We start from the raw sequence: 13,116 nt of genomic DNA, 5'->3' as shown, positions 1-13,116 counted from the left end.
CGGTTTACAATTACAACCAAACAGCTGATATGGGAAGTATTGCCAACGATAAGTTCAACACGTATTACCAGGAAAAGATCTGGGAACTGATTCCTTCCATTTACCGGCACGAAGATGGACTGGATACTAACCCTAATCCACATGTATTACGTGCACTAGTAGAGGTGATCGCTGCACAAGCCGCGATACTGCGGCGAAGCCAAGACCGCCTCTGGGAAGATCAGTTCATTGAACTTTGTAATGAGTGGGCTGTACCTTATATCGGTGACCTGGTGGGGACCCGCTTATTATCGGCATTAAATAAACGCGGCCGCAGGATAGATGTTGCCAAGACGATCTATTACCGGCGCAGGAAAGGAACACCACGCATCCTGGAAGAACTGATCCATGATATCAGCAACTGGGACGGCAAAATGGTGGAAGGCTTTACGAAGCTGGTGCGCGCACGGCATGGACTCGACCCGGAACCCGTTTTGTTTGCCGGGCGGTATACCGGTACGTTGCCTGGAGGGGTTGCCGATCTACGAAGACCATTTGCGAGTGAGCTTGCGGATAGGCCTTTTGAAGAATTTTTCCATACACCCGATATGCGTAAACCACGCGGACTGGATGGAAGGTATGGGATTACGCGCCTTAATTTTTACCTGTACCGTTTACTGTCATACAGAGTCACAGCTGTTACACCATTCCGGGTTAATGCGACGCGCTATACGTTTGATCCTTCTGGCAGGGATATCCCGCTTTTTGCAAGACGTAACAGGCCGTCAACCGACCAGTGGGATAACTGGCATTCCGCCCTGGAATGGGAACTGCCAGTTCCTATCCGCTGCCACCTGTTATCTCATGCAGCATATGAGATCAAAGAAGAACATATCCAGCAGTTGAAAACAGATGGTTTGTTGCCGGCACAGGCAGACCAGTTAAAACCTTTTATCAAACATCGTTTTGTGACAGAGGCTGCCTTAGCAACAGCAGCGGGTTTTATAGGTCCTGCTTTTTTTATCATCCTGCTGCGTTATGCTATTGTTGATGATTGCGGAAAAAATAAACTCATCCCTTCTTCGGTGAGCGTGAGTGATGCACCGTTTGCTATAATACAGAAAGAAAAAATTGTGGCAGCAAACCTGTTAGCATGGACAGCCAATGCACCGAGCAAAGATTTAGCGATAGATGCGGAGCATGGACGTTTTATGTTCCTGAATCCTGCTGCCGCACCGGAGAATGTACGCGTAAATTATTGTTATGGATTTTCCGGCCCATTTGGTGCAGGTGTGTATGACCGCAAAGAAGTGGAGGACTCTGAACCAACAGTGGAAGTGCTGCCAGCAGGGGGGACTGTAGACCTTTCTTCGTTTAATCCGACGGAAACGGTACAGGTAATTGATAACAGTACCTACAGACTACTTCCCAGTGCGTTGAACGTGGTGAACCTGATATTGCAGTCAGCCAACCAGCAACGTCCTTACCTCGTGCTCAGCAATGATATCATATTTAATGCGCCGGGTAATGATGCCACGCTGGTGTTGGATGGATTATGGTTTGGATCGCCGGGCGATAAACAATTTAGTATTATACTCCGCGGAGACTATGAATGTGTAATTATACGCAATTGTACATTTGATCCCGGTGGCAGTATCAACGCACTTGGTGAACAAATTCATCCTGTTTCGCTGATCATTGAAGGCGTGGTGGAAAATATGTGTATCACCCGTTCTATCCTTGGGCTAGTAGAAGTAAGTGGCAATGGGATGATAGAAGAAAAAATGATCATTGAAGATTCTCTTGTACAATCAACCAGCCCATTGTTACCGGCTATTACAAATCCAACTGGTGAAACAAACCTATTCCGGACTACTGTATTTGGAGGGTTGACGGTTCATCGGTTATATGCAACAGATACGATCATTACGGGACTGGCCACGGTAACGGATACACAAACCGGTTGTTTCCGGTTCAGTGCGGCACCCAAAAGAGGGGGATTAAACGATAGCCGCTTGCCGAGACCTTATGAATCATTCCTGTTTGAAACGGATAATAATTTCTGGTTTACCTCCAAGCATTTTGGGCATCCCGGTTATGCACAGTTGAGCGATGCTGCTCCTGTAGAGGTATATAGGGGCGGTGAGAATGGCGCAGAGATGGGGTATGCAACAGTTTGATTAATGCAGTAAAAGCCGATGGGCTCCGGGTGAAAGTAGAAGAATATATGCCTTTCGGTTTGATCCCTGCATTTATACATATAACCTAAGGGGCTTGGGAAGCAAACTGGTTCACAGGGGTTGCTGACTGAGCAATTTAAGCAAGAGTTTATAGAGGTCTTCGTGTCGGTAATTGAAGCGAAATCCACACTCTTTCAGATGCAGTTCAAACGTGTCTTTTGCCACCCTGTGGAACTGAGGCTAACGGGTTTCAGCGAAGCTCCAGAAAGACTCGATGCCGTTGATATGCGAGGCACATGACGCAAATCGTCCAGGCCATGATGCACCCGAAAGTGCCGGTCGTAACCTATATCGACCAGCCGGTCGTAGCCACGCTACCCATCCGTATTTACCATGGCGCTCACGTCAATTTTGCCCCGGATAATGGCTTGCAAGGTCATTTTCTGGCAATTCATACAGTTTCGGCGTCAACCTGACCGCCCTGTTTGAACAGGCTAAAGATCATGGTTTTGCCCGCGGTCCCGCTTGCCCCGCACCCGCCGCAGCCCGAAGTAGGATTCATCCAGTTCCACGACCCCAGCCAACTCCACCGGCACCGGGCATTCGGCTTGCAGGCGGTGGCGTAACCGCAGATAGCGGGCATTAACTGAACGCACACTCAGCCTCGTCAGGCGCGCCGTGTCGGAGGCAGTCAAATCAAGGGCAAACAGGCGTAGCAGATAGCGGAAGTTAGCCTCTGAAATTTTTACCCGCTTCTAATATCAGTTAACTTGTTGCATAAGAGTGAGTTACGAAGGATTTGCAAGCCTTTGCTTCCTAAGCCCCAACCTAATTCCTACTAAAACTTAGTTATGGCCAGTTTCGATATTTCACGTGTGGCGTTTGATCCACGCAAGCACTATGGCAGTGTACGCATGCAGCAGGGTCGTGTGTTGACGGACGACGACTGGAATGAGAAATCGAGAATTGAAGAAGAGGAGCAGCGCCGAACGCAGGTGGATATCATCGGTGGTCATGGAAGCCCGGATAATGGGTTTAAGATAGCCAATGTCAGCAACGCCGGAGGGTTTATCGACTTTGATATTCTCAAGGGTGCGCTATACCTCGGCGGCCAACGTCTGCAGATGGATGGGCAGGAAACTTTCCGTTTGCAGAAAGATTGGTTGCAGAAAAAAGACGGGGATTTCAAAGTACCTGTACTGCTTACACCTGAACCGGTGTATGACCTCGTGTATCTCGAAAGCTGGCAGCAACCCGTCAGTGCGGTGGAAGATAGTTCCTTATTTGAAAAAGCACTTGGAACTGGTGATACTACCACGCGCATGCGTTATATGCGAAGAGTAAAGATCTTTTCCGATACGGGTTCACCGGATTGTCCGGTTTCTTTCCAGCGGTTGAAGAATGACTGGATCGCAAAAAAAATCGGAACGATCCGTCGCGGTAATGAACTGGTGCAGGACTCCAGCCTTAAAGTAACGTTTGGTACATCCACTGCTGCGGATGACCTGTGTACGCCCGCAATTGCAGGTGGTTATCTCGGGGCAGAGAATCAAGCGATCCGTGTACAGGTAACTGATATTGATTACAGCAATGCCCCTGCAACTGGTCATTTTACTTGGGGATTTGACAATGCATCGCCTTATTACCGCGTGGTAGTAAAAAGCACACCCAACGGCCTGGTTGTGGAAATGAAAACAGCGCCAAAGGACCAGTATCACTGGCCAATGGCGGGACAGGTGGTAGAATTTTTACCCTGGTCAGCTGTATTGCCGAATAATGAGAAGATCGCGGAGCAGGCAGGATTTATGAGCAAAGTGTTGACATCTTATAACCCTGATATAAATAACCCTGGTACAGGATTTTTTGGTATTGCAGATGCCGCACTGCCTGCTGAATTCGGGGAATGGAAGAACCGGACGGATCGTCCTTCTCTTGCTTTGCCTGCAGAATTCTTCTACATGCGTGTGTGGAACAGGGGCGCCGATCTTGCATCGCCTGAAAAAATACCGTTTACGGTTGGTACACCCGTGCCATTGGGGACAAGAGGTCTTGAAGTTACGTTTAATGGAACTGGTTTTACAAGTCCTGATGGACTGGCAAATAATTTCTGGGTCATTGCTGCACGTCCTTCCACACCGGATGTGGTGGTACCCTGGGAACTTTCCACTACCGGGATTAGCAAGCATGGCGTACGATTGTTTTATTCACCACTGGCAATTATCGAATGGAAGCTGGATGCCAATCAGAATGTAACTGGTACGATGATTCATGATTGCCGCAGAAGATTCCGGCCATTGACAGAAGATGAATGTTGTTGTACATATACAGTAGGAGATGGTGTACACAGCAAAGGAGACTTCAGGAGTATACAGGAGGCAGTAGATAGTCTTCCTGCAGAAGGAGGTAAGATTTGCGTGCTGCCAGGCATACATGATGCAAATGTTCAGATCTACAACAAACAAAAAATTTATATTAGCGGTTGCGGTGAGCAGACGATAGTAAGGTCTGCATTTACCACTATCAAACCGATATTCGTTATCCGGCATTCACAAAGAATCCGCATCGACAATATGACAATGATAACGCTCGACGGTATTGCTGTGGTTGTCGAGGATGACAAGATGAGAGTGGCTGCATCTGAAGAGATCACGATACGCGAAAACCGGATATTAGCCAGTATACATGCAATTCGGGTGAACCTGCAACCGGAAATCGCGGGGAATAACCGGATAAAGATTGCGTTTAACCTCATTGGTATGTTTGATAAACGCGAAGGAGGGGTGGCCATCTTTACACTGGCCGATGACGTTGTGATTGAACGTAACCGCATCGTGCTGATCAAAGACCCGGGCACGCCGGGTGGAGGCAATGAACCGGAACCACACCCTGATCCGTTTGACCCGTGCCTTGATAAAGGCAAAATATATAAACAGCATAAGGAGTTTCTGTTAATGGTAAACCAGCTCCTGCATTATGCGGTGAGTTATACACCTGGTGGCGCGTACACACAAAGAATGGCGCTGGGTGGGATTCAGGTGGGATGCGGATCAGAAAAAGTATGGATTCTGCAAAATGAAATAACTGGTGGTCGTGGCAACGGTATCACATTGGGCCACATGCCCGTGCCAAACAACGAAAACCAGATAATAGCTTTTTCACCATTTCTCTATGACATAACGATACAGGAAAACAGGATACGGGAAATGGGGCATTGTGGGATTGGGACAGTATTCCATATACGGGAAAGGGATCAGTCGGTCATCATCCACGTTGACACGCTCGTCATCTGTGGCAATGAAATTAGGTATTGCATAATGGAGCCGAACAGGGAACAAAGATTTTTACTGAACGGCGAATTAAACGTTGCCGGCATTTCCCTAGCATTCTGTGAAAATTGTATTATCCGTGAGAACTGGGTGGAGCAGAATGGCAAAAATCAGCTGATTCCGGTGACTGGTATCTTTATATTTTTCGGCGAAGGCATTGATATATTCAACAACAGGGTAGTCAATAATGGAGCGGATGTGTTGCAACAAGAGCGCACGAATGCGGTACGTGGTGGTATCGTGATCTGGTTCGCTGCCAGGTTGCCGCGAATGAAATATGCCAGCGAGCCGCATGTGGCCAATAATCTTACCTATAAAGCTGCTAACATGCTTTTCCCAGTAGTGGAAGCAGACCCGGCAGTAAGAGTGCATCATAATATAGTGACCCAGCCTTTAGGACATTCATTGTTTGTAATTGCATTCGGGCCCGTTTCTATTGTAGACAATCAGCTCATTTCGCAGGGACTGAATACCGGCGACCGTTTTTCGCGACTAGCCGGGAACGTTTTCATTCTTAACCTCGGAATCTCGAAGGATCTTTTAAACATCATTCTCATGCCGTTGAAGAACTGGGGTAATGTCAACCCCGGTATGTTCCAAGCGCTGACCAACTCTGCAAACGCTAGCACACGGGCCTTTTTTATTCTTTACCAGTTATTACCGAGTGGCAAAACCCTTTTCAATGATAACCAGGTTGTGCTGGACCTGCGGACACTGGAATCTGAGCAATGCATCAGTGCCCAAATGATCTTAACACTAGATGATATCAGCTTTACTGATAACCAAGTGGAATGTGCGGGCTTTACCGCGCTGTTGCATAACCAGTCCCCTAGTATCGATATGGTGTTGTTTAACACATTCCTTTTTTCAGTCTCTACGCGCTGTAGCAATAACCGCTTCACCGATGGGTTCTCCTACACTTTCTTTTCACTGATCTCATTCGCGCTGATGAACACGGCGATCGGTAATCAGGCTACTCACTGCCTAATTGTACCGTACTGGTCATACCGTCGGAAAGCGCTGAACATTGAATTGAATGTTCTGACCTGTGAAGCACTTAAACTGGAAGCAAATTTGGACAAACACAATAAAAACTTTGGCGATCTGAAATTTAATTACAACAGCTTCTGAAATCAATCAGCTGAATTTATCAACAAGTAAACCTATCAAAATGGCAAAAAAAGAAAGACCAGACGCTGAAATTTCTCAGGATGTGGATGAAACATCGTCAGTGCTTGACGATATGAAGGTTGAAAGCCTAAAAAACCATATGGAATTGCAGTTACTGAAACATAAAGCAATGGAGCTGGAATCGGAACGGCTCACCGCCAAATACGGAGAGAACCATGCACGGGTATTAAAAATGAGGCAAAGGATGGGGTTTAATGAATCGCTCTTTCCTGCACTCCGTATGCAAGTGGATCTTACGATGCGCGCAAAAGATGAAAGTTTTGATCTGGATACCTGGCAGGTACAGGGATTCGTGTTTGATGATAATCTCAACCCATTAGAGGGCCTACAGGTCGCTTTGTTCCTGGCGAAAACCGAAAACGAAAAAGAGGAAAAACAAAATTGGCAGGCGGTTACGGATGTTTCCGGCTTTTATAGAATCAATCTTGGTAAAGAAGCAATCCAACAACTGAACGGAAGGGAATTGCTGATCCAGCTCGTAGAAGCAAGACAGATTATTTACCGTAGTGAAACACTGTTGACGCCGTTTGTGGGACAGATTGATTTGGAGAATATAACGATTGAAAGGGTGGGGAGGAAGAAAGGAAATGAGATTAAGAAGTGAAATTTTGTATATCGGGAAGAAAAGAATTTTAAGGGCGAAATGATGATTTTTGCGTTTCATTTCTTGCAAGTTGCATCACGGTTTGAAGAGCGGTTTTGTTGGATGTTTTTTTTAACACGACAAGGTAGGAACAGCCCCTTGCTCCTCAAATTCAGGTAATTTAAGTTGCAAAGTGGGAAGCAAAAAAATGGTTGCATGGTTCGCCATATAAAGGATTAAATTAAGCATATGGTTATGTCACCTTTATTCTCATAACCGATGAACCGTCAACCCTCCAAATACAGTAGTCCGGAATAGGCTTGTTTTTCCAGTTGGATTTGTAATAGCCATCAGTTCAGAGCAGTAGTAGGGAGGGATGCCCAATTCCTAGGCCTCCTCTCCCGGTTAAATCCTAGGTATGCTACCCGCTTCACTCACCAAAATATGAAGGCCCTTCGCGGCTCTTGATACGGCATACTGACGGCCAACGTACCGCAGTCCAGGCCCAAAAGCGCTTGGGCATCAGTGTTGACGAAGTCAATTTAACGGCGGTGTTGTTGAAAATATCGCGCACTTCCTGCCACGTGAGCGTGGGGTCCAAGCTCAGCACAAAGGCCGCCACCTCCGCCGTCAACGGCGTGGTCGACAAAGTACCCCCGAAGTGGGCGGTGTAGTCGTCGGGGCCACCCGTATGGCCGGCCAAGTCACCACCCCCTGGCAAGCTGGTATTCGTGATGCTGCGCAGCCCAATGTTCTCGTCGCTGCTGGGCGCGCATAAGTCAATGCCTTCGCCAAAATTGGAATAGCTGGCCAGATGCTCGTTTTCCGTTGAGGCGGCAATGCCAAACGTCCGGGCATGGTTGGCCCAGGGACGCTGGGCAGCAAACTGGGTGTTGGCTTTGCCAGCCGAGAAAAACAGCAAGGTGACGCGCTCGTTCCTCGTCGGTAATGCGCTCAAACGTCTCGTTCATCAGGTCAGACACCGGAGAGGCCGCCGAGCAAGCCCGTATAAGGCCAACTTGGAGGGTTTACCTTATTTGTCTAATAACACCTAAAGAGGGGCCTTCTCAATCATAAGCTACTTCACACTACAGCGACTAGGGCAAGCCAAGTATTACCACCTTCTTCTGCAAGCTACACCTGTCGCTCACGCAGATGTCCGTGGTCGAGTTGCGCCCCAGCACCGGACTGGCTCACCTAGCTGAGTAAGGAGATGATGTAGCGCAGGGCGAGCTAATACTTCAACCTACTGACGCTAATCAATACTTGTTTTACCACCTTCCTAGTAGCCGCCTCTTAATCTCTCATATCTGTTCTTTTGTTTGTTATCAATAAATATGATCTTCCAATCATATTTATTGTTTTTATTAGAAATATTTATATTCATCACATATAATAACCTCTGCAACGCGTCGTATTCATATATTACTGCATAATTTAAGACGCATCCCTCACCTTCATAAGCGCACTTCACCAGATAGTAGTTAAAATATCGTAACTCATTTTTTGTAATTAGACCTAAATCAAAATAAAATTCCACTTTTGCAAAGAATTCTAAAAACTTATCAAATGACTCACGGGCCTCGATTTCTATACTTGATATGACAGGCTTGGCCCTATGATCGCGTAATAAATTATTTGACAATATAATTTGTTCATGACTAGGAGCAGTTAACGCAAAACCATCTAATAGTCTTCGTGCCATATAAGTGTTATTATTATTGAATTCTTTTAACAAAGTGTCTAAAAATTCAGCCCTTTTAGCATGATTACCTTTATTCCAAGTGTACAGCGAAAAACAAAATGCTGCCCCTGCCCCTATTAGAGTGCATACATTTAAAACTATTTCCCATAAATTCTTAACTTGATCTTCCATATGACGCTCTCTTTAAAAAAAAAATACTTAAATGCAGCTTATAATTGAAGTTATATAGATGAATCACAAACTATATTTATTCTTAAATTATGTCCAAGTAATAATGAGTTTAAGCCATAAATTATAAAACGATTGTTTGATATTTCCCGTGTTTAATATGATTATAAAGTGAATTATATTTTATTCAGACGAATAAAAGTCAGTATTCAAAAATTGTAATTTATCATTTTTGTCCATTAATTTACATCTTCTACTGGATTGAATTAGCTTATAAATCATTGCCTATGACTAATATTTATTATCAATATTAGATTTTGCAAAACAGCTTATTTGCAAGTTTTCTAATCGGTCGGATAATGGCATCCATGCAGAAACAGGCTTATTATAATCATCAAGTACCCACACTCCTCAATTTTTTAGCTCCAGCATATAATCTGTTCTAGTTTAATGTATAAATCACTAAATGTTTTATACAGCCGCTACGATTAAAACAGTCTTTGATTTTTTAGACAAAATATGCATTGCAAGCACACGCAAATAAGCATAAAAAAGCGGGATGAAAATATTTAGATTGTTCATAATAATATGTTTTTAGATTCATTGGGAAATCTTTTTAATTTTTATATGTTTTAGATATTATTTTAATTATATTGTAAATATTAAATTACTACTTATGGTATAAATATGATTAACATACGTTTTATTTATTCAGTATTTTTAATAAAAGAGAAAAATAATGCTAAAACTAGACGTTAATAACCACTTAAATATCAATAGTAAAGCGCTATTAGTTATAATTAAATAATAGATTGGACTGTCGTGGATATTGTTGTATATTTAAATATTGCTTATTGTGTATTAATATATTATTTAAAACAATGTTTGCGTGCGTATTCTGAATTTATGCCTGCAGATTCCATTCTTATGATTAAGAACAACCAAGAAATATTTTAAGTATTTGTGTTTCAAATGTCTTTTTATAAAAATAAACAAACGTACAGAGTTTACCAACACGTAGGGGTAGGGACGTGGGCCGACTGAAGTAGAGACAGCGAGGGAGGGACACCGCGAAGGCGCATGGGGAAGCGTAGATCACCAATCACTTTAATAAGCGTACAGCTAAAATTTCCATCTGCTTTAATTTACAAGAAAATTACTTTAAATATTATAATATTTAAAGTAATTTTTCCGAGCCTGTTATCCCATGTGTCGAGAGTTGTACTCTATCCTGTGCGTACTTGTAGTAACAGATGTTACTGGCAGATACCAAGGCCTACTCTTTGCAAAAGAGGCTCTACATTGTCAAAAAGACGTCCTACTTGCCCGCCTGCCCAACCTAGCCCTTAGTACTGGCTCTGCCTGCGATGCTGGCACCATCGCGAGCTATCTCTTAAGCTACTAGCCTGGGACTTTCGCGTGATGATGCCCGCGCCACAAGGGTAGAGCTAGGGCGTTTTAATAAGATAAAAGAGATAGACGATGCATACATTAACCTTCTAGCACAAGTACGTCGGTTATTCGCCCTAAAAGCTCTCTAAGTATTTCAGTTCATTTAGTTCTTAACCCCACGCTTTTTCCATCTGCAACTTCTTTTGTTCGTCAGCCACTTTGGCGTAGCGCATTAGCGTCTTGAGGTCTTTGTGAGTAGTAAATTTCTGAAGTACTTCTATGGGCATCCCGCGTTCTAGGCTTTGAGTTACAAAGGTGCGCCGGCCTGTATGAGAGGATAAGAGGCTGTACTTTGGTACGCGCTCCATAATTCGTTTGGTGCCCTGATAATGCACCACAAGGATTGATTTGTCGATACCACAATGCTGTCCCAGTTCTTTCACATACTCATTAAACTTTTGCTGAGAGAGCTTCGGTAGCCCATTAGGATAGCGCTGTAGGATGGTTCGCGAGTATTGGTTGAGATCTAATCTAAGCCAGTCTCCCGTTTTTATGGTGCGCAGCACCAACTGATCATTCTCAATATTCTCTGGGCGAATGATGCTGAAGTCCGAATGCCGTAGCCCAGTGGTACAGCCTAAGACAAATAAGTCACGCACCTTGGCCATGCGCGGCTCCGATGACAAGTCTGCTTCGAAGAGGATTTGTAGTTCGCTTTGGGTTAAGTAAATAACATCGGCTTCCGTATGTTTCAGGAGCTTGAATTTGCGGAAAGCAATATTATCAGTCAATCCTTTGTCCAGCGCATAACTCATCACTACTTTAACCCGCTTAAGCTGGTTGTTGACTGTGCCATTGGTCATCTCCAACTCTTTGGTCAGGAACTGGACAAAGTCATGGTAAAAGTTGGTGTCTAAATAAGATAAAGTCAGTTTGATGCTTCGTTTCGACGCATAGGCTTTTAGATGGTTCAGCGTGCTCTTGTAATGCTTAATCGTACCATGCGATTTCGAAGCACTAGTAACGTTAATGTTTTCTGCAAAAAGCTCTAAGAAGTCTTGATTGCTAGATTTCTCCTGCTTAAGCAACTCTGGAAGCTTACTGGAGGAATTAGAGAGGCCTTTTAGTCGTTCTTCAACGAGCGCAAAAGAAGGCTCTTCTCCTACTAAGATGGCATCTTGAACAATCTTGTCAATTCTTCCTTTGATAATCTGGAGCCGTGCATTAAACTCTACTATTTCTTTAGAAGTACCAGTAGCCTTTCCAGCCGTTCCGTTCCAACAGTTAGGTGCAATACTGTAGCCGGTACTGAACTTCTTCTTGGCACTTTTATGCGTGTACTGAACGTATATAGTGGTTTTGCCGAAGGCTTTTCGGTCACTGCGGATAACTAGTTTGGTGGAGGACATGGTAATGTAGAGAGTAGTTTGGGCTCACTTCTAAGCCGGCTGCCAAATGTAAGTAAAGATTTGAGTGGGCCCATAAGTGGGACCGTAAATATTGTGAAAAACAAGTAAAATAAAGTAAAGTTAAAACATTAAATCCCCTTTAAATGTCTTTTGAGGATGTTTTTTGAGTATTTATGGTAAATATGCTGTGATCCCAGCGGGATCACCAAAAAGCCTCAACGAAAGTTGAGGCTTTTTTATTTGCTGGTTATACGATAAAGTAACCTTGAGCAACAGAGTTAAAGGAGCAGCGAAACCAAATGCTAGACAGGTTGCTTGAAAGTGTCACGCTATAAGCACCGCAGTTTGGTGAAGAAGTACGTAAGACTACAGGTTGGCCCCAACCTTTATTACTACCTACGCTAATGACACCAACAAAAGATAAAGAGCTACTAGATCAGGAAAAGCAAGTGGCCGCCCAAGCCGCCTTGCGGTGGGTGCGCGATGGCATGCTGGTCGGGCTGGGCACGGGCAGTACGGCGGCGCACTTCATCAAGCTACTCGGCCAGAAGGTGCAAGCCGGCGAATTGCGCATTCAGGCCACCGCCACCTCGGTAGCCAGCGAGAACCTAGCCCGCCAGCTCGGCATTCCGTTGGTGGAACCTCACCGCGGCCTGCGCTTCGACCTGACCGTGGACGGCGCCGACGAGCTAGACCCGCAGTTAAACTTGATAAAAGGTGGCGGCGGCGCGTTGCTGCGGGAAAAAGTGCTGGCTACTGCTTCCGCTTACATGCTCGTCATTGCCGATTCCTCGAAGGCAGTAGCGCAACTCGGGCAGTTTCCGCTGCCGCTGGAGGTGGTTTCGTTTGCGCTGCCTTGGGTGATGGATGCCGTGGCAGCCACTGGAGGCAATCCAGTGGTTCGGATGGACAAGAACGACCCGAACAAGTATGCCTATTCCGATCAAGGAAATCTACTGATTGACTGCCACTACGGCCATTTGCTTAACCCCTCCGAACTGGCAAAGCAACTCAAAACTATTCCCGGCCTCGTGGAACACGGCCTGTTCCTTGGGTTAGCTCGCGCCGCCCTGGTCGTCCGCGAAGGGCAGGCGCAGGTGCTACGGGCCGGTGCGGCGCCTCAGCCTGCCACCGACTTCGCGGAACTACCTTAATCTGAGACTAGATAATTCATGATTATATA

Annotated in this window: 7 protein-coding genes and 1 pseudogene; 4 read left to right on the top strand and 4 right to left on the bottom strand. The window is 45.2% G+C overall.

Going from position 1 to position 13,116, the window contains the following annotated elements:
• Nucleotides 1-29 precede the first annotated feature (29 nt).
• Nucleotides 30-2,159: a hypothetical protein gene (locus MUN86_RS14675; protein ID WP_245118797.1), complete on the top strand. Its 2,130-nt coding sequence runs from the start codon at nt 30-32 to the stop codon at nt 2,157-2,159.
• A gap of 111 nt (nt 2,160-2,270) precedes the next feature.
• Here the strand turns inward: MUN86_RS14675 and MUN86_RS14670 are convergent.
• A pseudogene (locus MUN86_RS14670) lies at nt 2,271-2,902 on the bottom strand (IS1595 family transposase).
• Nucleotides 2,903-3,010: 108 nt separating this feature from the next.
• Between MUN86_RS14670 and MUN86_RS14665 the strand changes: the two are divergent.
• Both MUN86_RS14665 and MUN86_RS14660 read left to right on the top strand, forming a co-directional pair.
• Nucleotides 3,011-6,616, top strand: a complete 3,606-nt coding sequence (locus MUN86_RS14665; RefSeq protein ID WP_245118795.1) for a DUF6519 domain-containing protein — start codon at nt 3,011-3,013, stop codon at nt 6,614-6,616.
• Nucleotides 6,617-6,656: 40 nt separating this feature from the next.
• The gene (locus MUN86_RS14660) at nt 6,657-7,280 is read left to right on the top strand and encodes a hypothetical protein (RefSeq protein ID WP_245118794.1); all 624 of its coding nucleotides are present in this window, start codon (nt 6,657-6,659) and stop codon (nt 7,278-7,280) included.
• Nucleotides 7,281-7,689: 409 nt separating this feature from the next.
• Here the strand turns inward: MUN86_RS14660 and MUN86_RS14655 are convergent, their stop codons facing one another.
• From MUN86_RS14655 to MUN86_RS14645, 3 genes are all read right to left on the bottom strand, one after another.
• Nucleotides 7,690-8,217: a S8 family serine peptidase gene (locus MUN86_RS14655; RefSeq protein ID WP_245118792.1), complete on the bottom strand. Its 528-nt coding sequence runs from the start codon at nt 8,215-8,217 to the stop codon at nt 7,690-7,692.
• A 324-nt stretch (nt 8,218-8,541) separates the two neighbouring features.
• A complete protein-coding gene (locus tag MUN86_RS14650) occupies nt 8,542-9,135 on the bottom strand; it encodes a hypothetical protein (RefSeq protein ID WP_245118791.1) in 594 nt (197 codons plus the stop codon).
• Nucleotides 9,136-10,694: 1,559 nt separating this feature from the next.
• Entirely contained in the window at nt 10,695-11,933 is a 1,239-nt protein-coding gene (locus tag MUN86_RS14645; RefSeq protein WP_245118789.1) for a site-specific integrase, read from the bottom strand.
• Between the two features lie 404 nt (nt 11,934-12,337).
• On the opposite strand from MUN86_RS14645, the gene rpiA reads away from it, so the two are divergent.
• On the top strand, nt 12,338-13,087 hold the full coding sequence (rpiA, locus tag MUN86_RS14640) for a ribose-5-phosphate isomerase RpiA (protein ID WP_245118788.1): 750 nt from the start codon (nt 12,338-12,340) through the stop codon (nt 13,085-13,087).
• The last annotated feature ends 29 nt before the right edge of the window (nt 13,088-13,116 follow it).

Origin of the sequence: Hymenobacter volaticus, from assembly GCF_022921055.1 — a bacterium.
Taxonomy (GTDB): Bacteria; Bacteroidota; Bacteroidia; order Cytophagales; family Hymenobacteraceae; genus Hymenobacter; species Hymenobacter volaticus.
The sequence above is the reverse complement of the archived record's forward strand: the minus strand, read 5'-3'. Positions and strand labels throughout refer to the sequence as shown.

Coding starts and splice junctions, on each gene's coding strand:
- MUN86_RS14675 (WP_245118797.1), top strand. CDS start 30: ATGGGAAGTATTGCCAACGATAAGTTCAACACGTATTACCAGGAAAAG.
- MUN86_RS14665 (WP_245118795.1), top strand. CDS start 3,011: ATGGCCAGTTTCGATATTTCACGTGTGGCGTTTGATCCACGCAAGCAC.
- MUN86_RS14650 (WP_245118791.1), bottom strand. CDS start 9,135: ATGGAAGATCAAGTTAAGAATTTATGGGAAATAGTTTTAAATGTATGC.
- MUN86_RS14645 (WP_245118789.1), bottom strand. CDS start 11,933: ATGTCCTCCACCAAACTAGTTATCCGCAGTGACCGAAAAGCCTTCGGC.
- MUN86_RS14660 (WP_245118794.1), top strand. CDS start 6,657: ATGGCAAAAAAAGAAAGACCAGACGCTGAAATTTCTCAGGATGTGGAT.
- rpiA (WP_245118788.1), top strand. CDS start 12,338: ATGACACCAACAAAAGATAAAGAGCTACTAGATCAGGAAAAGCAAGTG.